17 protein-coding genes are annotated in these 22,082 nt (G+C 48.9%); 3 read left to right on the top strand and 14 right to left on the bottom strand.

Annotated features, from left to right (window positions below; translation table 11 throughout):
- Window positions 1-243 precede the first annotated feature (243 nt).
- Window positions 244-1,848 carry a bifunctional metallophosphatase/5'-nucleotidase gene (locus CHI14_RS12350; protein WP_095288739.1) on the top strand — a complete coding sequence of 535 codons (1,605 nt, stop codon included), beginning with the start codon at window positions 244-246 and terminating at the stop codon, window positions 1,846-1,848.
- 52 nt (window positions 1,849-1,900) lie between these two features.
- Here the strand turns inward: CHI14_RS12350 and CHI14_RS12345 are convergent, their stop codons facing one another.
- The 4 genes from CHI14_RS12345 to CHI14_RS12330 all read right to left on the bottom strand — a co-directional run bounded on the left by CHI14_RS12345 (window position 1,901) and on the right by CHI14_RS12330 (window position 4,945).
- Complete coding sequence (locus CHI14_RS12345; protein ID WP_095288738.1) at window positions 1,901-2,209, bottom strand: hypothetical protein; 309 nt, start codon at window positions 2,207-2,209, stop codon at window positions 1,901-1,903.
- Between the two features lie 89 nt (window positions 2,210-2,298).
- Window positions 2,299-3,342: a Gfo/Idh/MocA family protein gene (locus CHI14_RS12340; RefSeq protein ID WP_095288737.1), complete on the bottom strand. Its 1,044-nt coding sequence runs from the start codon at window positions 3,340-3,342 to the stop codon at window positions 2,299-2,301.
- Window positions 3,343-3,398: 56 nt separating this feature from the next.
- Window positions 3,399-4,247 (bottom strand): sugar phosphate isomerase/epimerase family protein, encoded by an 849-nt coding sequence (locus CHI14_RS12335; protein WP_095288736.1) that lies wholly within the window; start codon window positions 4,245-4,247, stop codon window positions 3,399-3,401.
- A 53-nt stretch (window positions 4,248-4,300) separates the two neighbouring features.
- Window positions 4,301-4,945 carry a carbohydrate-binding family 9-like protein gene (locus tag CHI14_RS12330; protein WP_249281082.1) on the bottom strand — a complete coding sequence of 215 codons (645 nt, stop codon included), beginning with the start codon at window positions 4,943-4,945 and terminating at the stop codon, window positions 4,301-4,303.
- Window positions 4,946-5,131: 186 nt separating this feature from the next.
- Here CHI14_RS12330 and CHI14_RS12325 point away from each other — a divergent pair, with 186 nt between their 5' ends.
- Entirely contained in the window at window positions 5,132-6,037 is a 906-nt protein-coding gene (locus CHI14_RS12325) for a helix-turn-helix domain-containing protein (RefSeq protein ID WP_095288735.1), read from the top strand.
- Between the two features lie 110 nt (window positions 6,038-6,147).
- Here CHI14_RS12325 and CHI14_RS12320 read toward each other — a convergent pair whose 3' ends face one another.
- The 5 genes from CHI14_RS12320 to CHI14_RS12300 all read right to left on the bottom strand — a co-directional run bounded on the left by CHI14_RS12320 (window position 6,148) and on the right by CHI14_RS12300 (window position 11,735).
- Window positions 6,148-7,188, bottom strand: coding sequence for a LacI family DNA-binding transcriptional regulator (locus CHI14_RS12320; protein ID WP_249281081.1), 1,041 nt, complete (start codon window positions 7,186-7,188; stop codon window positions 6,148-6,150).
- Between the two features lie 283 nt (window positions 7,189-7,471).
- Entirely contained in the window at window positions 7,472-8,815 is a 1,344-nt protein-coding gene (locus CHI14_RS12315; RefSeq protein ID WP_095288734.1) for an ABC transporter substrate-binding protein, read from the bottom strand.
- 71 nt (window positions 8,816-8,886) lie between these two features.
- Complete coding sequence (locus CHI14_RS12310; RefSeq protein WP_095288733.1) at window positions 8,887-9,720, bottom strand: carbohydrate ABC transporter permease; 834 nt, start codon at window positions 9,718-9,720, stop codon at window positions 8,887-8,889.
- 12 nt (window positions 9,721-9,732) lie between these two features.
- Entirely contained in the window at window positions 9,733-10,623 is an 891-nt protein-coding gene (locus CHI14_RS12305; RefSeq protein WP_095288732.1) for a carbohydrate ABC transporter permease, read from the bottom strand.
- Window positions 10,624-10,634: 11 nt separating this feature from the next.
- Window positions 10,635-11,735 (bottom strand): Gfo/Idh/MocA family protein, encoded by a 1,101-nt coding sequence (locus CHI14_RS12300; protein WP_095288731.1) that lies wholly within the window; start codon window positions 11,733-11,735, stop codon window positions 10,635-10,637.
- Window positions 11,736-12,394: 659 nt separating this feature from the next.
- Between CHI14_RS12300 and CHI14_RS12295 the strand changes: the two genes are divergently transcribed.
- On the top strand, window positions 12,395-14,386 hold the full coding sequence (locus tag CHI14_RS12295; protein WP_095288730.1) for a DUF4832 domain-containing protein: 1,992 nt from the start codon (window positions 12,395-12,397) through the stop codon (window positions 14,384-14,386).
- A gap of 133 nt (window positions 14,387-14,519) precedes the next feature.
- Here the strand turns inward: CHI14_RS12295 and CHI14_RS12290 are convergent, their stop codons facing one another.
- The 5 genes from CHI14_RS12290 to CHI14_RS12270 all read right to left on the bottom strand — a co-directional run bounded on the left by CHI14_RS12290 (window position 14,520) and on the right by CHI14_RS12270 (window position 21,959).
- Entirely contained in the window at window positions 14,520-16,361 is a 1,842-nt protein-coding gene (locus CHI14_RS12290; protein ID WP_095288729.1) for an ABC transporter ATP-binding protein, read from the bottom strand.
- Window positions 16,342-18,114: an ABC transporter ATP-binding protein gene (locus tag CHI14_RS12285; RefSeq protein WP_095288728.1), complete on the bottom strand. Its 1,773-nt coding sequence runs from the start codon at window positions 18,112-18,114 to the stop codon at window positions 16,342-16,344. Before CHI14_RS12285 ends, CHI14_RS12290 begins: the two co-directional genes overlap by 20 nt.
- Window positions 18,115-18,376: 262 nt before the next feature.
- Window positions 18,377-20,032, bottom strand: coding sequence for an extracellular solute-binding protein (locus CHI14_RS12280; protein ID WP_170948112.1), 1,656 nt, complete (start codon window positions 20,030-20,032; stop codon window positions 18,377-18,379).
- A 68-nt stretch (window positions 20,033-20,100) separates the two neighbouring features.
- On the bottom strand, window positions 20,101-20,970 hold the full coding sequence (locus tag CHI14_RS12275) for a carbohydrate ABC transporter permease (RefSeq protein ID WP_095288726.1): 870 nt from the start codon (window positions 20,968-20,970) through the stop codon (window positions 20,101-20,103).
- Window positions 20,971-20,984: 14 nt separating this feature from the next.
- Complete coding sequence (locus CHI14_RS12270; protein WP_095288725.1) at window positions 20,985-21,959, bottom strand: ABC transporter permease; 975 nt, start codon at window positions 21,957-21,959, stop codon at window positions 20,985-20,987.
- Window positions 21,960-22,082 lie beyond the last annotated feature (123 nt).

The raw sequence follows: 22,082 nt of genomic DNA, 5'->3' as shown, positions 1-22,082 counted from the left end.
CTCCAAAGAGTTTCTAATTTTCAATACTTGTCTACTATAATTGGCAAATATTTGCGCGATGTGAAACGAAATTTGGAGTTTTGTAAAGTTTCCTGTCAGGCTGTCAGACGAAGTTTCATCTGTTAGAATAGGCTCATTATGGTTGAAGATATAGGTACAGAGGCTGATCTTCACTCGTTAATCATTGGCAAAACAGCCTGTGATTCCATATATTCATATTTATATATTAGAGGAGATTGTAAAATGACATCCGTAACCCCTACGTCTAATTTCGACATCTTGTTCACCAGTGATCTTCACGGGGCCATCCGTCCCATCCATTACAATACCAATGCGTACCGTCCAGCAGGACTGGCCCTACTCGCTTCGCTGATTCGCAAGGAGCGTGAACGATCACCCGAACTCATGCTGGTGGATAACGGCGATTTGCTGCAAGGCTCTCCTTTGGCGTCCTATGCTGCTTCCTTAAATGCGGGTATCCATGTTCATCCCTTCATCACGGTTCTGAATGAACTGGGCTATGATGCTGCTGTGATGGGCAATCATGAGTTTAACTATGGTCAGGAATTACTGCGCGGAGCCGTTGAAGCCTCCACATTCCCATGGTTATCCGCCAATATTGTAAGCAGCGAACAGCCGGATGTACCCGCGTATGGCCCTCCTTACCTCATCAAGACATTAGCTTCTGGTGTTAAAGTTGCCCTGCTTGGTGCAACCACTCACTATATCCCCAATTGGGAGCATCCGAAAAATATCGAAGGTTTACAATTCCTTGACGCATTGGATACCATTCGAAAATGGGTCGATTACATTCGTGAGCATGAACGGCCGGATGTGATGGTAGTCAGTTATCATGGCGGATTTGAGTGTGATCTGGAGAGCGGCGAGCCTGCCGAACGGTTAACCGGAGAAAACCAGGCCTATGCCATCTGCCGTGACATTGAAGGCATTGATGTACTCCTCACGGGGCATCAGCATCGCCAGCTTACCGCCGACATTCATGGCGTGACTGTCATACAACCAGGCTTCAGCGGAAATGGTGCAGGACATGTATCCGTTCAGTTAGCGCAGCATTCAGACGGAACGTGGAAGATTACAGGAAAAGAAGCACGTTTGCTGCTTCTGGATGAGAACAGCCATGTACAGCCGGATGCTGTGGTCATGGACCTTACAGAAGATTTGGAAGCCGCAGCTCAGGCATGGCTCGATCAGCCGATTGGCGAAGTAGCCGGGAACTTGTCGATCAACGATGTCACCGCCCTGCGGCTCTCGTCTCACCCCTTCATTGCTTTTGTACATCAGGTACAGATGGAAGCAACCGGAGCTGAACTTTCCAATACAGCACTGCTCAGTGAAGAAGCCCGCGGCTTCGGACGCCTCATTACGGTGAGGGATGTGTTATCCAATTTTATATACCCCAACACATTGACTGTATTGGAGTTAAGCGGTCAGGACATTCGGGATGCGTTGGAGCAAACAGCACGCTATTTTGAATTGAACGCTTCCGGTGAAGTGGTGGTCAATCCGGCCTATATGACCCCGAAACCGCAGCATTACAACTATGATATGTGGGCTGGTCTCGAATACGAGCTGGATATATCGAAGCCTGTGGGGAGCCGAGTGGTCAGACTGGAACGTGAAGGTAAACCGCTTGAAATGGAGGATATGTACTCTGTCGTCATGAACAGTTATCGTGCGGCAGGTGGTGGAGATTACGCCATGTATCCTGGCAAAAAGGTGCTGCATGAAGGTGCTACCGATATGGCAGCACTGGTGGAGGATTATATTCGCAGGCATCAGCCTTTGAAGGTGGAGCAGGCGAATAATTGGAGAGTTGTAGGCAGATAGCCAAAAGAGCAGAACCTTCGTATAGGAGGGTCCTGCTCTTTTTCTCATTAGTCTAGACCAGGGTAGAGGCAAGTGAGGCAAGCAAAAGAATGGCCACCCAAATCAGTATCAAATTTGCCATGACCAGCGCAGTCTTGAACTTGTAATTCTTATAGAACGCCCAGCAAGTGAATGATGCAAGGACGGGAACCGGATACGTAGCCAGTACCCCTGCGGCAATGTACTCCAGTATGTAATCATCTGTATTGCTGCTGGCAAACATATAGAAACTGATGATTAACATATAAGGATAGGCTACCAGAGTAAACAAATTGATTGCATTGATCAATAAAAGCCAATACGCCACCGTACGATTTTTCAAGACAAGGGACCTCCCGGAAAAACAATCTCATTCCAGTATATCCACTTGATTACAGACCGTCATGGATTAATTCCAATTTCCACGATGGACTATGCCTCCGCTGTCAGGCTGCCAGCCTTCTCCCCGAGCGATACGAGTGCACCCCGTTCATCCGCAGAACGCATCTCCGCCTCAATGATTTCAAGACTGCCAACCGCACTCTCCGGTGTGCATACCGTTACAGGCTTCCCTTCTGCTACCGACCGGATAAAATAACGGATCTGGTGATAATATCCCGAGTCCGGGGAAAGATCAGCAACAAAGCCTGGAGCGTCATTCGGATTCACTTTGAGCACACCGTTTTCAAAAACGAGGTTTCCCTTCTCAAAATTCACACGGTATGTCATTGAGAAACCATAATCCCCCTCCAGCGTCCAATCCGCCTGTGCATTCAGCACCTTGCCGTCAGGGTATACATAATGGGTCGATACCGTATCATACCCGCTTCCCGGAATCACATTACGAGCAAGTGTGGAAACCTGATCCGGCTTGCCGAACAGCCAGTGGATGATGTCCACATCATGAATATGCATATCCAAGATGCAGCCACCGCTTTTGTCTCCATCCAGAAACCATGGTTGAGGCAAACCTGAACCACGGAAGAAATACCCTGCCTTTACCGCTCCATAACGACCGTCTTCCACCACGGATTTCAGATAGTCATACGCAGGCCAGAAGCGCAAGCACTGACCGATCATCAGTGTTTTCCCAGTCTGTTTAGCGGCATGTGCCATCTTCCACCCATCCGCTGCATTGCGTGCAACCGGCTTCTCACACAGCACATGGATGCCCTTTTCCAACATGGCACATGTTAGCTCCGCGTGCAGCGGCGTAGGCAATGTAATATCAATGATATCCAGTTCCTCCTGCTCCATCATCACAGCGATATCATCATACAGCCGATAAGGTGTAAGGTCATAGATCTCCTGCTCTGTCGCCATATTTCCGGCTGCTTTCCCATGCTTCAGTTCCTCTATTTTCAAATCACAGATGGCGACGAGTTCTACAGGCTCCCCCTCCGAAGCGAGACGTACATAGTTATCAAAATGCATACGTCCCATAAATCCGAAACCAACCAAACCCACTTTTAACATGTGTTTGCCTCCTAATATCAAAATAGTAGAGTTCTATATATCGTTGTTATATGATTTTATTGAATGGATCTCTCCAAAATGGCATCCATCGCCCTCGATGTGTTATAGACAATCTGTTGCGAATGATGGGTGTATGGGGGAATCATCTCCGCCGTGACGTAATTGTCGTAACCGATGGCCTGCAACGCTTCCATAACTGCAGGATAATTCACATCCCCAGCCAGCAGGTCCACAAAACCATACAGTCCGCCCGCTTGCCGGCGATAGTCCTTAAAGTGTACCTTTTTGATTCGGTCTCCGAGAATACGAACCCACTGTTCCGGATAACCATTGTGCACCACATTGCCTACGTCAAAATAGGAACCTACATACTCGGACTGGAATGAATCGATGAACGTACGAAGTTCAAGCGGCGACACCAGAAATTTGTTCCATACGTTTTCAATGCCAATCGACACTCCGGCCCTTTCGGCATACGGCAGCAGATGAGCAATAGCTTCCTGGGCCCGCTCATAGGCCACTTCGTAATCGGTCACTTCGCTGTCAGGGATAAAATCAACCCCTACGGCACCGGGAATAACCAGGATCGTATCCACGCCAAATGCCGAAGCAAGTTCCAACTGTCTTTTGCACACCTCCAGTGCTTTAGTACGGATCTCCGGATTGGCACTCGTCATCGGATAATCCCAGTATAATCCGGTTGCCAGGCCTGCAATTTCCAGCCCAGCCTCTTCAAGCTGTCCCTGAATATCGCGGACTTCCTGATCTGTGGCAGACAGGCTTAGCTCACCTTCCCCATTCAGCGAAAGCTCAATTCCATCGAAGCCAGCCTCCTTGGCTGTCTTAATACAATCTGCAATGGCCCAGTCCCCTGGAAACGACCAGATGTTAATCCCTTTTTTCATCTCAAACCCCTCCTCATCATATGCATTCGGGTGTTATCGTTTGGCATGGCGATCTATACCAGCTGAAACAGACCAAACTTGGCAGGTATATGAAAGTTAATGGCACCGGTTGGCTGCCAAGCCTGGTACTCCCGTTCTCCCTGCTCATTCTCGTCTATGCGATACATGTTCACTTTCCAGCACAATCCCGAAGTCAGAGGTGACTTGAAATTACAAGACGGAATGTGGATAAAGTAAACCCGGTTGCCTTGATCATCCGATTCTACCTTCGTTCGGAGCCCATTCATCTGCCAAGTGACGTCTGCCTTCAGATTCAAACCAGCTCCGTCGTCATTATGAATAAAGGCATCGAATACAACATTGTGCGGACTGACCTCAAGCTCCATATACTTCCGGCCATCGCCTTCTTCGTCGATAAAAACCTCAACAACGTCCTGTTCATACAAAGGCTGATCTCGTTCCGTGAAGTCGGATACGACATAGGGGTCCTGGCATACATAACGGATATGGAGATAGTCCTCACTCCAGCCCAAGCGCACTTCTGTCGCTTGCAGAGGAGGCAGGCCCGTCAATGTATCAACCAAATTCAGCGGCACACACTTCTCCCAATCATCAGGAGCAGGAAACTCCCCCGCTGCCATTAACGTGAATGCATTACAGCGATACCTGGGGCTTCGCTCCGCGGAAAGAGTGTTCATTCCACTTCAGCTCCTTTTTGACTTAATCCGTGATGTTGTAACTATGGATTTAACATGTAATAATACTTGTATTATAGATGAATTATTCCGAGTTTTATTTAGAAGATCAAGAGATTATTTGTACAATTCCGTTTTGTTTTTTTAAATGATCATGTCATTGAATCACACAAGAGAGGAGCTGAGCCCGTGTCCCTCCCGCAAACGGATTATCCAATAAAAAGAATCGCCAGTTACAGGGAATGGTCTCCCACTGTTCACTACGCGCAGTTCCAGACTCTCCCTCCGGGTAAGCTGCCAAGGCGGCGATTGTATGATTTTGAATTGTTATACGTCTGTGAGGGCGAAGCAGCAACCTACATGTACGATACGCGCTATACATTGAAGGCGGGACAGCTCATTATGCTGCCATCCGGGGTCTATCATCAGAATGAAGCCGTATCCTCTCCGAAGACACGTTTCATCGGCATTCACTTTGACTTTTTTAATGAATTGACCATACAGACCGAGGCGGATATGGTTGTAAACGAAGAGCATGTTCAGCCCCATAAATTTGCCGCCGAAGCCTGCGCAGAAGGGATGACACCCTTATCCAAAAATTCAGTCTATACACCATCCTCCGCTGCAGTTCAGCTAATGGAGCAGCTGGTTCATGAATTTACGACACGTCCGCCAGGATATGAACTGATCTGCAAAGCCTTGATGCTGCAACTGCTTACCCATCTGCTGCGTTCTCCGTACCTGAGCTCGTCTCGCCATGTTTCAGTTCACGGAGACAAGCTTCGCGAGCTCATGAAACGGATCGAAACCGCTCCTTCAGAGCCTTGGACCAATTCGGGCATAGCTAAACAATTGAATCTGAGCGTGGATCACATGGCCAAATTGTTCAAACAGATGGTCGGCATGCCCCCAAACGAATACATTCAATCCATCCGTCTGAGTGAAGCACGCAAATTGTTGCGGGAAACGGACTGTTCCATCGAGGTCGTTGGCATACGAAGCGGTTACCCGGACATTCATTATTTCAGCCGTACTTTCCGCAAACATGAAGGGATATCCCCTCGGGAGTACCGGAAATTATCCCGAATGCTGTAAAAAAGAGTTCCTTCATCCAGTCTTGGATGAGGGAACTCTTGGGTTAACACTTTTGAATCAAATGATCTTCTCGCTATGTAACGGGATTACCAACAAAAATGGGCCTAAGATTAGACCAAATCACTTTCCCGCTTGCTATTGGAAGACTGACGAAATATACAGCGGTACGGAATGATGACTTTGACAGCCACTTCATGCTGATGATCCAGATAATCCAGCAGCTGCTTGACCGCGAACATCCCCATCTCCAGTTTAGGTACATGGATGGTCGACAGCGGTGGAGAAGTGAATTCCGATATTTCAATATTATCTACACCAAAAAAGGCGATGTCCTCCGGTACTCGTAGACCTTGCTCGGTTGCTGCCCGCATCGCAGCAATGGCCATCATGTCACTTGCTGCAAAAATGGCAGTAGGTCTGCTCTCATTGTTGGCAAATGCCTTCCGGGTCAGTTCATAACTCAGCGATACATCCCACTTCACATCAATAACCCAGTCGTCGTCAATCGGAAGCCCCGCCTCATTCATCGCCCGCTGGTAACCAAGGAAACGTTTTTCCGCACGAAAATCATTTTTGTATTCTGCACCTCCAACATAGGCAATCAGGTGATGACCCTGGGCGATCAGATGATTCGTCGCCTCTCTCGCAGCCGCTTCCCGGTCATAACCCACCACAGGAATGTCGGGGTCCGTGATATCCACCCCAACAACGGAGCGCACATTGGCCTTGAGCCAGCGATACGCTTCCGGGTCAATTCGCTCCACCACAATCATGCCATCAATCCGGTGTTCCTTCACCAGGGACTGCAGCTGCACGGTATCCCCATCGTTCTCAATACTATACACAAACTCCAGGCGCATGCCGGATTCAGCCAACTGCTTCTCGATGCCTTCCATAATGACCGAAAAATAAGGACTGTTGTATTTGTTCTGCGGAATGGCCACAACGCAGCCGATCGCATACGACGTCTTGGGTTCCATTTTCTTTTTCTTCACAGGACGCTGTGAACGATACCCCAGTTCCTCTGCCGTATCCCATATTTTCTTGCGGGTCTCCTCACTCACGGAGCGGTTGACATCATTTTTCATTACACGTGAAACGGTCGAGATGGATACCCCTACGCGTTCTGCAATATCCTTCAATTTAGCCAATATGAAGCCCCACCTTTCCTCCAGCCTTCTATTCAAACCCAATGGATATTGGGGCAATTTCATTCTTGCAAACACAAATTTGCGGCAAATATAATTCTATATTTCTCCTTGCAAGAAGTCAATTCGCTCTAAGGTTTAGGGTCTCTGACATCAGGCTTCACATGAACTCCCTATGCAAAAAAATGAAAAATGAACAACGGCAGCCTTGGGCTGTTTCTTTCCCATGACTGCCGCCGGATACTACTTTTATATTCCGCAAAGCTACAACGAAAACTCTCTCGATTTATTGCATCTTGGACGCGAGATCCTGAAGCGCTGCCTTGAGATCCCCATCTCCTGCAAGCGGAAGTTTAAGGGATTGCTCACCATACGTCCATACCAGATCGGTTTTCTTCGTCGTAAACGGTGAAACAATGCCGTACTGCTGCGCGTCCAGGAAGATTTTATTATCCTCGCCAACAGTGGAAATGTAGGCATCTGCCGCTGCCTTATTGGCCGGAATGGAGTATCCTTGCTTCGCCAGTTCGGTCTGACCCTCCGGTCCGGCGAGCCAAGCCAGCAGCTTGTAGGCCGCTTCTTCGTGTTTGGTATTGGAGCTGATCGCAAGTCCGGCAGGCTGAACTACGGTCTGGTTGGTTTTGAATTTGGGCAGATACGAAATGCCATATTCCACGCCAGCCTCCTGGTAGTTGGTTGTATTCCAGCTGCCACCCGGGTTCATCACTACCTTCGACGTAGTGATTGCGAGGTTAACCTGCCCCCCCAATCCTTCAATCTGAGCAGGGGTGGTGTTAATTTTTTTATTTTTGGTCAAATTGATAAAATAGTTCAGCACTTCCATTGCTTCTGGTGTTTCGAGCGCAAGCGAGCCATCGTCATTCACAAGCTTGGCGCCGTTGGACCAGAGCGCTGGCTCCAGGAACCAATCCATTGTGGATCCCGGGGAAACCGACATGCCCCACTGTACGATATTGCCGGCATCAAATCCCGCCTCATCTGCACTCTTCCCATTTTTGTCGAGTGTCATCTTCGTTGCTATGTCAGTGATTTCATCCCACGTCGGTTCAAGCGATGGAACCGGAGCGTTGTGAGGATTCGTTGCGGCGTTCTCAAATATGGCTTTGTTATAATACCAGACGATGACATTGGCATCGATGGGCAGGGATACTTGTTTTCCCTGATATTGGTGTAGACCGAGCAGACTTGGATCCACGTTGTTCAGATCAAACTGGTTATCAGCAAGCAAGCCGTCCAGTTCCTTAAAAATGCCGAGTTCGGCGTACTTCTCCACATAGGCATAGCTGGTTTTGAATACGTCAGGAAGCGTGCCGCCCGCTGCATTGGCGGTCAATCCATCCCAATAACTGCTCCAATCCTTGCCCTCCAGCTTAACCTTAATATCAGAGTTCTCCTTCATAAACTGATCCAATAATTCCTGCGTCCGATGAAGCTCTTCTGCCGTCCCCCACTGGGAGTATGTGATGGTTACAGGCTCTCCCCCACTGCTTCCGGAACCGCTGGAGCTGGCCACTTCTGATGATTCACCATTTCCACATCCACTAATGACAATCATCGTGGCAAGTACAAATGCCCACACATTGAACAGTCGTTTACTTTTTCCTCTCATCTACAGCTCCCCTTTGCATCATATCGAATAGTCATCTCACTCTGAAAACCGGAAAGCAGGCAGCCCTCCATCTATCCTTTGGTGCCCGTGAGCACCACCCCCTCAACGATGTAGCGTTGAGCGAACAAGTACAGCAAGCCAATGGGAACAATGCTGATGAATGCTCCTGCGGCAAGTGCCGGCAAATCCTGGCTTGTCTGACCAATCAGCAGCTGCAGTCCCACACTCAGCGTGAACATCTCGGCGTTTTTGATATACAGGAACGGCCCCAGAAAATCGAGCCAGGAGTTCACAAAGGCAAAAATGATGGTCGTCATAATAATGGGTTTGGAGAGCGGCATAATGACTCTTGCATACACCGTCCAGCGATTGCCGCCGTCGAGATATGTAGCTTCATCCAGCTCCTGAGGAATGGTCATGAAAAACTGCCGAAACAGGAAGATGTAATAAGCACCTCCAAGCCAGGATGGAACAATTAAAGGCAGCCAGGTGTCGATCCAGTTCAATTTGGAAAAAAGGACATACGAGGGAATCATCATTATGGAAGGAGGGATCATCAATGTAACCAGGACAACAGGAAACAGGATATCCCGGTATTTGGTTGCAAAACGGGAGAAACCGTAAGCGACAAGCGAGCTGGATACAACCGCTCCTGCCGCCACAAAAAAGGAAATGATAAATGAGTTCTGTATCCATTGCCACATCATGGGCTGCACAGTAAACAATCGTTCAAATGCTTCCAGACTGAATTGTTCAGGCAGGATTGTCGGAGGCACCTTGTATGTCTCCGCCTTGGTTTTCAGCATGGTTGAGAGCATCCATACAAGAGGCCCTGCAAACAGCATCAACGCCGCGACCAGCAATGTATATTGGCACGCTTTTACCCCTATTTTTCGGGTATTCATGCAGCATTCCTCCTATCGTTCTCCCTCGTAATACACAAAGCGGTTGGAAACTTTCATCAGAATCAGGGTGACCAGCGAGATCACGGCGAACAGGAAAATCGACTGCGTCATCGCCATGCTAAACTTCAAATCGGTAAATGCGGACTTGTAAATATTGTAGACAAACGTATAAGCAGAATAATTCGGCCCACCCTTGGACAGCAGCAATGCTTCCGTAAACATCTGAAAGTTATACATCGTCTGAATAATGATGACAAACAGAATGGAAGGACTAATCATCGGCAAGGTGATGCGGAAAAATCGCCGGATGCCGCTTGCCCCGTCGATTGCCGCAGCTTCGTACAGATGCCTGGGGACATTCTTGAGGGCGGCCAGGAATATCAGCACCCCGCTGCCGGAGATCCAGACCTGAAGCAGGATGATGACAGGCTTAATGGTATGCTCTCCGCCGATCCAGTCAATCTTGCTCAGACCGAGAGCACCAAGTCCGGCATTCAATATGCCGAATTCCGAATTGAATACCAGCCGCCAGATAATGACCGTTGCTACGATAGGCACCAGCGTCGGGAGATAGAAGAAAGTTCGGAACAGCGCGATCCCTTTGACATTAAAATTAAGCAGCATCGCCAGACCAAGCATGCCGGCCGTGACGATGGGAACACCGAATACAACAAAATACATCGTGTTCAGCAAACTTTTTAAAAAGATCGGATCATCCATCATGTGCGTAAAATTATCAAAACCGACAAAGTTGAAATTGGTTGCTCCAGGAAGTCTGGCATCCGTAAATGCGTAAAATACGGACGTCCCAAAAGGAAACAGGAAAAAGGTGATAAAGCCTATAATCCAAGGCAAAATGAAGAGAAAGAACAGCAGTGTGTCATATTTTCTCAATCTGTTCATGATGACACCCCTCAGCCTGTAATTTCCTCTAAATAAACATACCGTTCTTCCACGATGGATTTCTCTGCCGCGAGGGCAATCAACAATGCGTTACGGCCAACCTGCGCACTAGCAAAAGGCGATTTGCCTTCCTGCACACATTTCAGAAAATCAATCCGCTGGGTCTGTCCCCCTGTGTGTCCGCCCATGATGGAATCGGAAGTCACATCAATGTCCAGGTGATCTCGGGTCCAGTCCTGACCGCCGACGATATCAATGGTCTTGTCATTGCGGGCAACCATTTGGCCGCCATTCTCTCCGATCAGACCAATCTCAAGTCCCTCCCCCATTAGATTTCGGGGTTTCAGATACATGCACAGGCCCAAATTGGCCTTGCTGCCGTTATCATAATCAATGGTGATAAACGCATGGTCCACAATTGAGGTATCGGAAATCTGTTTGGCCGGATAATGACTGTAGGAGTTCTGAATCCGGTTAGGCTCGCCCTGCTTCATGACATGCTGTCCACCCGAGGCAAAAACACGGACAGGGTTCGCCTGGATCATCCAGTTGAAAATATCAAAGTGATGGCAATCCTTTTCTACGATGGCTCCGCCAGACTTGGATTTGTCATAGAACCAATCCGCCGGTGGAAACGGATCACGGAATTCCTTACACCACATCATCTTCACATCGCCAAGACGCCCGCTCTCCAGCTCTCTCGCCATCCGGCGGTACAGATTGGAATACCGATACACAAGTCCGATCTGCAAAACACGTCCAGCATTTTCGGCTGCCTGGATAATGGCATCACAATCCTCAATGGTATGAGCAACCGGCTTCTCAAGGAATACATGCTTGCCAGCTTCCAAAAAGGCAACTGCCACTTCACGGTGCAAGTAGTTGGGTACACTGATGACCACCGCGTCCAAATCCTCTTTATGCAGCAATTCACGATAATCTTTCAATACATCAGGGTTGCTGTTCTTAAGTTCAACCAGGGTCCGCGCCACATTGGCCTCATTCATATCACAGATATAGCGAACCTCACATTCCTCAAGCAGATCAAAACCGATACAATGATGCGACCCCATATCCCCCACACCGATAAACGCCATTTTTACCTTCCCCATGCTCACACACTCCGTTGCTCTTAAATTTGCGGCAAATGCCATTATGCAATTTCGATGTAAAGAAACCTTACAGAATTGTGAATATGTAACGATAGTAAAATAGTTTTCAGTTGTTGTCAATTTATTTTGGCTAAATTTTTTATTTTATTTGCGGCAATACAAATCAATAAACGACTTAAGCACTTATAAAGACAAATTGTTTGTAAAATAAGTTATAAAGCGTTTACATATTGGAGTTATTATTTTATAATCGATTAACATCACTAAAAATTGCGGCAAAAAAATAAATTCAGTCTAGTGGACTTTCACAATAAATACTACGAATTTTCCTTGCAATAGATACAAAAAAACAGATAAATTATGGAAAATTTCCTGTTGTAACTCGCCACTCCATCCCCTATAATGCAATTTATACGCGGAAAACAACGAAGAGAACCACACTTTTAATTTGCCGCAAAAATTCATCACAACTCGGAAAATACATTCTCCAACAATAGCTACCATGACATTTACATAAGGCGTCATTATCTCGCAATATTTGCGAACAGGAAGGAGATGAACAGAAGAAGTAACCCACCCTCATCGTGAATGATCCATTGAGGAGAAACAACGATCTTAGTACCCGTATTTTAATAATTTCATTATTCAGGAGGGATTCGATGACAAGATTGTTGGATAGAAGCAAACTGACTTTTGGACTCTTTTTGACTTTTGTTCTCTTAATCACCTTAATACTGCCTGCTGGGGCGATGCCCAAGGCTGTCGCTGCTGCCATTACCATTGATGGCAACGTCAGTGATTGGAGCACTGTTGAAACGCTTGCTTCCAATAGCGGCACAGCTCAAACGCTCAAACTGACGAATGATGGAACGAACCTCTACCTGCTCATTCAAGGCACGGGGCTGAGTACATCGATGGGGAACTTCTGGATTAATACGGATAACAATACCACAACAGGTTACCAGGCTTCTGGCTGGGGAACGACAGGTGTCGAATGGCTGCTCGAAAATACAAGCTTATATGCCTACACTGGCAGCGGAAGCGATTGGAGCTGGAATTTTAGCAGCACACTCACCAGTGCACAATTCTATCGCAGTTCTTCAGTGATTGAAGTGGCTATTCCTCTGGCTACATTGCAGATCAATGCTGGCAGCACGGTCCGGGTCGGTTTTATCGACAACAGTTCCGATACATCCAGGCTGCCTGCCGCGGGACAGACGCTGCCCGCTTACCTGCTTACCTCAGGTGGTTCCGATGGCGGTTCGGGTAACCACACGGTTGTAAATCCGGTAGAGCTTGACAGCCCACTCAATAACCCATTCAAAGGCTGGGCACCTTCCGCCAAGAGCACCACTTATGAACAGCCGCACAGGCTCGTGTATGCCGGGGTAACCTGGAAGGAACTTGAGCCTACCAAAGGCACCTATGATTTTAGTGCAATTGAAGCAACCAACAACTTTGCGTATTGGAAAAGCAAGGGCGTCAAAGTGGTGCTGCGCTTCATACTCGACAGTCCTACAGGCCAGGCTCATCGGGATATTCCCGATTGGCTATACAATGACATGGTAAGCCAAGGCATTTCTCCCGGAACGCCATATAACGATACGACCGGGGGCATGGGGGCAGGCAACAACATGGGCTTCTCCCCCAACTACAGTTCTACCTATTTGCAGGAACGGCATAAACTAGCCATAGAGGCCATCGCCGCCAGGTATAACACCAATGATCGGCCGGTTGCTTTTATCCAGATTGGTTCCCTTGGACACTGGGGCGAGTTCCATACTTGGCCTTATGTCGGTCCAAATGGTGAAACCAACTACACAGGCGCTTTCCCTACCAATGATATCTCCAACAAGTATGTTCAGCATTACATTGATGCCTTCGCTGGCAAAGAGGACAAAATGCAGGTTCTGATTCGTCGCAGCATCGCTCTTGCCAAAACCAACAATAAAGGCATGGTTATGGGCATGTTCAATGATGTCTTTGGTCACAAGGACAGCTTCGATGCCGATTGGGGCTGGTATACCGGCACACAGAACGGCTACTGGGATGATATCGGTCAGCAGCAGCCAGGACATCCGAACTTTTGGGAAACCCGAATCTCCGGTGGTGAATTCTATGGTGGTGCCCCCGGGATGCTTGCATCCTTAACGAGCGGCAGTGGATTCACGGAAACCCTGCGTCAGACCGAACTTAGCAAACCGAGCTGGCTTGGTCCGAACTCTCCCGCATCACTCCCGCTGAATCATGCACTGCAGGCCAATATCGATGCACTCAAGAAAAGAATGGGTTATCACTTCGTTGTGAAGGAAATTTCCCACCCTTCCACCATTAGCGGAACCACCTTTACGGCAACAATCCAAGTGGAAAACAAAGGCGTTCAGCATTTCCCTTTTGCCTGGCCTGTTGAAATTCAGCTGCGCAGCGGCAATACAGTCGTTGCCAAGAAAACAACTACCGTCAATCTGACCACTTGGAAAACGGGTACCTACACCCTGACCGATTCCATTTCGGTCTCAGCCCTTGCTGCCGGAACCTATGATATCGCGATTGCGATCATTAATCCGGAAACCAACAAGCCTGGTGTGGATTTTGCCAATACAAACCGGCTGACAGATGGCGCATACAAACTGAGCAGTGTGACGAAATAAACGCGAATGAATTCTCCCATTCTAGAAATAAACAAAGAGCAGGAATGAAGGGCAAGTATGCCCCCACTCCTGCTCTTCTTTTGTGTGTAACGATAAATAATCAAAGCTATATAATCCCCTGACTCACAGACTACTATTGCGCTTTCTTGCGCAGCTGGCTGTAATACAGTTCACTGTAGAAGCCGCCTTGCTCCAGCAGCACATCATGCGAGCCTTGTTCCAGCAGCTGCCCATCCTTCAGCACCAGAATCCGGTCTGCCTGCCGAATGGTGTTCAGCCTGTGGGCAATGACGAAGCTGGTACGCCCCTGCATCAGCCGCTGTAAACCCTCCTGAATTTTGATCTCCGTAACGGTATCAATGCTGCTGGTCGCCTCATCCAATACCAGGATGGATGGATCAGCCAAAATTGCCCGGGCAATGGCAAGCAGCTGCTTCTGCCCCTGACTAATGCCGCTCCCGTCAGCCTGCAGCACTTTGTCATACCCATCCTTCATGCGCATTATGAATGAGTGAGCATTGGCCAGTCTCGAAGCCTCTTCCACTTCTTCATCTGTAGCATCCAGACGACCAAATCGGATATTTTCCCGTATTGTCCCTTGGAACAAAAATGAATCCTGAAGAACAAAAGCCATGTGGGAACGCAAGTTTTCACGCCGAATGGTCGTAATGTCCCGTCCATCCACGGTCAACATTCCCGCTGTCGGATCATAGAAGCGGGACAATAGCTGAATCAAGGTTGTTTTCCCAGCTCCCGTCGGCCCCACTAGGGCAATCATCTCACCCGGTTTCGCCTCGAAGCTGATCTCATGCAAAATGTTGCGCCCTTCATCATATCCGAAGGAAACCCGATCGAAGCGCACGGCTCCCTCCACCTTGTTCAGAGAAACTGCAGCTCCTTCATCCTTCGCTTCTTCATCCTCGTCCAACACTTCAAACACCCGCTCCGCCCCTGCAATCGCGGACAATAGCGTATTCCACTGGTTCGCCAGGTCGTTCAGCGGACGAGTGAACTGACGAGCATACTCCACGAAGATGATAATGACCCCAACGGTAACCGTACCCTGGATGGCCAAAATACCTCCGATCCCTGCAACGATAGCAAAGCTCAGGTTGTTCAATCCATTCATCAGTTTGGGGATAAAACCGGAAATGGTCTGCGCCCAAAAACCGGATACCCGGATTCGGGTATTCCGCTCTTCGAATCCGCGAACCACCCGCTCCTCCTGGGAGAAGGCCTTGATGATTCGTTGTCCGGACAAGGTCTCCTCAATATACCCATTAAGTTCACCGAGATTACGCTGACGTTCTTTGAAGAGCGGTCCGGTTCGACGTGTAATCCAGCGCATGCCAATCGCCATCAGCGGTACGACGATAAATGTCAGCAAGGTCAGCAATGGACTTAACCAGAGCATCACACCAAACGTCCCAAGAAGTGTCAACACACTGGAGAAAATCTGAATGGCCGAGCTGTTCAGCGTACCGCTGACATTCTCGATGTCATTCGTAACCCGGCTCATGATCTCACCCTGCTGGCGTTTGCCGAAGAATGGAATCGGCAGCTTGTGCAGATGGGAGAACAGATCGTAACGCATCCGGAAAATAGTCTCCTGCGCGATCTCAATCATCCATATATTTTGCAGCCAGGACGTGAGTGAGAACAGCACATATACTGCTGCGAGTCCCAACAAAAACGTCATCCAGCTGGAGCTTGTCGCTTCTCCATCCATATAATTGTCCACAGCCACGCCGACCATGTAAGGACCAAGCAGCGCCAGTGCAGAACTGGCAAATACCATTAGCAGTACCAGCGTCAGCTTCACTTTGCGGCGGGCCAAGTAAGTCCAGATCCGGCCCAATGTACCAGACCAGTTCTTCGCCCGTGCCTTCGGCTTGCGACCTCCACCTGCTTTTAGCGTTTCGGGATCCAGTGGCGGTGGTGGCTGACGGAAAGGTTCAATGAACGCTTTGAACATGCGGTGTACCCTCCCCGTATTGAGATCCGTAGATTCGGCGATACAGCTCGGACGAATCCATCAGGTCTTCATGTTTTCCCTGCCCAATCAGCCGTCCATCGTCCAGCAGCAGAATCAGATCCGCAGAGGTCGTTGAGCTGATCTTCTGGGTGATTATAAAGGTTGTACAAGATAGCTCTTCCAGCGCATCCAGCAGCCTCGCTTCCGTTGCCACATCGAGTGCACTGGTGCTGTCATCCAAAATCAGAATGCTCGGACGTCTGATCAATGCGCGTGCTATGGACAGGCGCTGCTTCTGGCCACCGGACAAGTTAACCCCGCGCTGACCCAGCTGAGTATCATATCCATTCGGGAGCTTCTCAATCGTGTCATGAATCTGGGCGCGCTTCGCAGCTTCCTTGATCTCTTCCAGCGTTGCGTCCTCCCGTCCCCAGGCAATGTTATCCCGTACGGAACCCGTGAAGAGAACCACCTCCTGCGGCACGTAACCGATTGCACCCCGCAATGTAGGTATTGGCAGGTGGTCTGCATTTGCACCATCAATGAACACTTTCCCCTGATCCTCGGTATACAACCTTGGAATCAGCTGCACGAGTGAGGATTTACCTGCTCCTGTCGCACCCATAATGGCGATGCGCTCGCCTCGCTTGGCCGAGAACGTAATATCCTCCAGGACCGTAATATCACTGTTCGGATAGCTGAATCCTACATTTCGGAATTCAACTGCACCTTGAACAGCGTTAGCTCGCTTAACCTGCTTTCCAGTTCCAGGGTCTTGAACTACAGCTGAATTCTGAGCAGCCTCCGATGGATCCTCTGTATCAAAAACTTCGTTGATTCGCTGCGCTGAAGCACTGGCTCTGGAGAAGGTCACCAGAATCCAGGACAAGGCAGACATGGCTCCAATGGTGCGGAGCAGATAATTGATGACCGCGACCACTTCACCGACGCTTGCACTGCCGGTCAAGATGTCACGCCGTCCAAACCAGAGCACGGCGATGATGCAGCCATTCATCATGAGCAGCATGAATGGCATCGTGGTCTCTGTCAGGCGCAGCGCGGAGATCGTACCCTTCATCAGCTTGCCGCTGAATCCGGCAAAGCGCTCAATCTCATGGCCCATTCGGACGAAGACACGGATCAGCCGAATGCCTGTCAGATTTTCCTGGATGACACCGTTGACGGCATCCAGTCTGCGCTGCACATTGCGGAACAGCAGCGCGGCCTTTTTGATCATCCAGATAACAAATACGAGCAGCACAGGCACCATCACCACAAGCAGCAATCCCAGCCTTGGATTCACGACAACGGCCATAATCATGCTTCCGATAACCACTAGTGGTACACGTGTCATGAACCGCAGACTCATGAATACCGTATCCTGTACCTGGGTCACATCCCCGGTTAATCGGGTAATCAGCGAGGACGTGGCAAAACGGTTAAACACGGCGTAAGAGAACGCTTGCACTTTGTCATACAGCTTCTCCCGCAGATCATATCCGAACCCGAGACTCGCGTGTGATGCAAAAAATGAACTGGCAATTCCGGCAGCAAATGCCACGACAGCACTGCCTACAAGCACGCCGCCCCACAACCAAACCACAGACAGATCTCCTTGCTGTATCCCGTTGTCAATGATTTTGGAGATCAGGTAAGGTTGAGCAAGTTCCACCGCGAGCTCAATCAGCATCATGACCAGTGCAGCGATCGCGGCAACCCGATACTTCTTCAAGTAGTACAACAGCTTGATCATTATCATTCCTCCGGCACCGGAGGGCTAGATTACCGTGACTCATTTTTTTGGTCTACGCAGCCAGCTCCGTTAGTCTCTTTCGTTAACTCTATGTAAAATTTCACGTACCCAATACGATTATTATATCTCATTTTACAGGTTGAAATCGTTAATATCTTCTTTCCTTCTCATTATTAACCTGAAATGGACAAGAGAATATCCATTAAGGAAAAAAACCTGGGCGATAGGCCCAGGCTGAATCATTAACTATATAAGAATCTGTTCACTCCGACTTCTTAAAATCGGCCTGCTGCTGTTCATAGATTTCATAGAAATCGTCCCATACCAGCACATTATCCTTTTCCTTGCTCCACCAGTCTTTGTACCACGTTTCGATCTCTGGCCCTCCGCCTTGCTCCCACTTCTGCTGGGCTTCCGCCGCAGCCTGTTCAACCGTATATTTGCTGCCGCCAATGATGGACCGTGTGAAAATATCGTTGATGGCTGTCGTTACATTGGTCAGCTTCACCTGAAGCTCCTTCGGCAGCTGCGGCATGTGTTCCGAGTGGGTCACGCCCTCTCCGACCGGAAGATCCGTCATGTATACTTCCCGTGCTTCCTTGAAGAGTCGCAGCCCTTCCTTCTGGGAGGGAATCTCCTCGCTGAACAGCATTTCGGTATACCCGCATTTGCCTTCCTCCAGGCGGCTGTACATCATGGCATAGTCTCCTGCCCAGCTGATTTCCTGCTTGTATTTCTCCTGATCGGAAATACGCGGGCAACCTTGATCGTTCAGGGTGTAATGCGTGCCTTCAAATCCATTTTTGAAGGTTCGACCGGACTCTGTTTTGGTTAAGAAATCAATATACTTTATGACCGCTTCGGGATTTTTGGCACGTGCATTCACGACCGCCGTCATCTGCACCGGGTTGTTCCATACCATCGTGTATTGTCCGACCGAAGTGGTTGGCAGAGCGATGACTTTTAGTTTAGCTTCCGGAACATTCTGCATCAGCGTATCCAGTTCTTTCGCCGCAAAACCCGTATAATCTGAAGTCATGGCAGCATACATGCCGATTTTGCCATTCAGGAAATCCTGCTTCGCCTTGGCACCGTCCTTATCGGTCAAAAAGTCCTTATCCACCACGCCTGCTTCAAACAAGGCACGTTTAAACGCGGTCGCTTCCTTCATGTGGTTGGGACCCACAACGATTTCACCATTCTCTACATTGACCCAGTTGGCGTTGAACATATAGCGGAACAGACCTGCTGTATCCCCGAATTGAAACCCGCCGATGCCATATGTATCATTCGCGCCGTTTCCATCCGGATCATTTTCCGTGAAGGCTTTGGCGACAGCCAGCATCTCTTCCTCGTTCGTCGGCACCTCCAGATTCAGCTTCTCCAACCAGTCTTCCCGGATGAAAAAGCTCGTCAGCGGAAATACCTCATTCATGCGTCCGACTTCGTACAACTTGCCATCGCTTTTGATGCCTGCCTTCTTCAGCTGAGGATATTTCTCCATGAGTGCTTTGTATTCCACGCTGGAGTTCTCGATCAATTCATCCAGCGGCATAAGCTGTTTCTGATTAAACAGGGTATTTCGGATGGGCGTACCGAATTCAAAAATGACATCCGGCGCGCTGCCTGAAGCAAATAATACGTTTAACTTGGACTGGGATTCCCAGCGGGGAACTGCCGTATATTTGACATTTGCCGGACCGTTCTCGTTAATCCACTTGGACCACATATTATCTTCAATCGTGCCCATACCGCTCGGAACCGCACCCCGATCATAGATCGTTGATGTGATGTTGCCTCTGCTGCCTTCACCTTCTGCCTGTTCACTGCCAGCCCCACCTGTGCAGCCTGCCAGCAAACCGCCGATCAAGCCCAGAACGAGACCCGACTTCACCCATGCCTTCATCGTTAACGCCATAGATAAGACCCTCTTTCTATCCTGTAATATGACACCACGCAATATGACCGACATCCCGCTTGCCTGTCTTACCCTTTGATCGAACCAAGCATAACCCCTTTGACAAAGTACTTCTGCAGGAACGGATATACCACCAAAATGGGAATGACCATCACAATCACGGCTGCTGCCCGGATACCTTCCGGTGTCAGATTCGAAATCATGGTTGGATCGGTAAAGTCCTGTACATTCAGATTGGACATAATCATATTCTGGACCAGTACAGTCATGTTGTATTTGGACGTATCGTTGATGTAGATCATCACGCTCATGAACGAATTCCAGTACCCCACGCCGTAAAAGAGAGCAATGGTCGCCAGCAAAGGCTTGGATAGCGGAAGCACAATACGAAACAACAGTCCCAGCTCACCACAACCGTCAATCCGGGCCGCCTCGTCTACTTCCCCGGGCAGATTTTCAAAATAGGAGCGCATGATCAGCATGTTATACGTGCTCACCAGGCCAGGCAGCCAGAGTGCACCGTAACTGTTCACCAGCCCCAGGTTTTGCACCACCAGGTAAGTCGGAATGAGTCCACCGTTAAAAATCATTGTGAACACCATTGCCATCGTAAAAAATCGCCGGTGATAGAAGTGCCTCCGTGACAGTGGATATGCCGCCATAATGGTCACGGCCATGCTGAGCCCTGTGCCGATTAACGTAATCTCCACACTGTTCCAGAACGCATTCAGAATCGGTGTCCCCGTAATCAGGCTGTGATAGGAGAACCAGGTGAAATCGACTGGCCATAACCCCACGTTACCGGATACGACGGCTCTTGCATCACTGAATGACAGAGCAATGATATTCAGAAGGGGCAGGATGCAGCTGATGGCAACCAATGATAACAATACATAATTGATCAGATAAAAGACTTTTTCTCCTCTGGTTTTTCTCATGCTGTTCTCCCTCCCTACCACAGACCTTCGTTGAATCGGCGTGCAATGTAGTTCGCACAAAAGATGAGAATAAAGGCCACCAGGGATTCGAACAATCCCATCGCCGTCGTCAGGCTGAACTGTGCTCCCTGAAGACCCGTGCGATAAATATACGTACTGATGACATCAGCAACCTCGTTGACATTGGAATTTTGGAGCATATAGACCTGGTCGAAGCCAACCTCCATCACCCGTCCCATCGACAGAATGAGCAAGAGGATAATTGTCGAACGTATGCCCGGAAGGGTCACATGCCAGATCTGCCGCAGTTTGCTCGCCCCATCCATCTGTGCAGCCTCGTACTGGCTCGGATCAATGGTCGTTAGTGCCGCCAAAAAAATGATGGCATTGAAGCCCATGTCCTTCCAGATCCCTGATCCAACGAACACCGCAATCCAAGAGCCCTTGTTGTACATAAACGGGTAAGGTTCACCTGTCCAAGCTTCGACCCAGCGGTTTACGATCCCGTTCTCCAAAGAGAATACCGTCATGATCATCATCGCAATAATGACCCAGGAGAAGAAGTGCGGCATGTAGACCACGGTCTGCACTGTCCGCTTGAAGGCCATGTTTCGCACTTCATTGAGCATAATGGCCAGGATAATCGGAATGGGAAATCCTACGATGATGCTTAACAGACTGAGAAACAAAGTGTTCCGGATAATCTCCACCGTACGCGGATCGCTGAACAGCGTCTCGAAATGTTGGAAGCCAACCCACGGACTATGCCAGAGCCCATCATAGAAGTTATAGTCCTTGAAGGCCATGACCAGTCCTCCAATGGGTGCATAACGAAAGGTCAGGTAAAACAGGATTACCGGAATAAACATCAAGATTAACGGAATATTGGTCTTGAACCGTCTCAGCCGCTGCTGCCTGATTCGATGCTTCATTTCATTATCCGGCGGTTGTACTCCGGACGGCGTTCCAGCTGCCAGCTCCCCCTTCATATTTCATCACTCCTCTCTGCTGCTGATGTGCTATAGCTGTATTTTAGATAAAAATGTAAGCGTAAACATTTGTTATTTAACGATGCTTTTTAAAATTTCTACGCAAAATAACCCCACATGGTG

The sequence above is a fragment of the Paenibacillus sp. 7516 genome, from assembly GCF_002272715.1.
In the GTDB taxonomy this organism is placed as follows: Bacteria; Bacillota; Bacilli; order Paenibacillales; family Paenibacillaceae; genus Paenibacillus; species Paenibacillus illinoisensis_A.
The sequence above is the reverse complement of the archived record's forward strand: the minus strand, read 5'-3'. Positions and strand labels throughout refer to the sequence as shown.

Bases quoted from the DNA above. Each gene is read 5' to 3' on its own strand.
- CHI14_RS12330 (WP_249281082.1), bottom strand. From the start codon at position 4,945: ATGAACACTCTTTCCGCGGAGCGAAGCCCCAGGTATCGCTGTAATGCA.
- CHI14_RS12350 (WP_095288739.1), top strand. From the start codon at position 244: ATGACATCCGTAACCCCTACGTCTAATTTCGACATCTTGTTCACCAGT.
- CHI14_RS12340 (WP_095288737.1), bottom strand. From the start codon at position 3,342: ATGTTAAAAGTGGGTTTGGTTGGTTTCGGATTTATGGGACGTATGCAT.
- CHI14_RS12315 (WP_095288734.1), bottom strand. From the start codon at position 8,815: ATGAGAGGAAAAAGTAAACGACTGTTCAATGTGTGGGCATTTGTACTT.
- CHI14_RS12290 (WP_095288729.1), bottom strand. From the start codon at position 16,361: ATGTTCAAAGCGTTCATTGAACCTTTCCGTCAGCCACCACCGCCACTG.
- CHI14_RS12275 (WP_095288726.1), bottom strand. From the start codon at position 20,970: ATGAGAAAAACCAGAGGAGAAAAAGTCTTTTATCTGATCAATTATGTA.
- CHI14_RS12280 (WP_170948112.1), bottom strand. From the start codon at position 20,032: ATGGCGTTAACGATGAAGGCATGGGTGAAGTCGGGTCTCGTTCTGGGC.
- CHI14_RS12335 (WP_095288736.1), bottom strand. From the start codon at position 4,247: ATGAAAAAAGGGATTAACATCTGGTCGTTTCCAGGGGACTGGGCCATT.
- CHI14_RS12285 (WP_095288728.1), bottom strand. From the start codon at position 18,114: ATGATCAAGCTGTTGTACTACTTGAAGAAGTATCGGGTTGCCGCGATC.
- CHI14_RS12310 (WP_095288733.1), bottom strand. From the start codon at position 9,720: ATGAATACCCGAAAAATAGGGGTAAAAGCGTGCCAATATACATTGCTG.
- CHI14_RS12305 (WP_095288732.1), bottom strand. From the start codon at position 10,623: ATGAACAGATTGAGAAAATATGACACACTGCTGTTCTTTCTCTTCATT.
- CHI14_RS12300 (WP_095288731.1), bottom strand. From the start codon at position 11,735: ATGGGGAAGGTAAAAATGGCGTTTATCGGTGTGGGGGATATGGGGTCG.
- CHI14_RS12270 (WP_095288725.1), bottom strand. From the start codon at position 21,959: ATGAAGGGGGAGCTGGCAGCTGGAACGCCGTCCGGAGTACAACCGCCG.
- CHI14_RS12295 (WP_095288730.1), top strand. From the start codon at position 12,395: ATGACAAGATTGTTGGATAGAAGCAAACTGACTTTTGGACTCTTTTTG.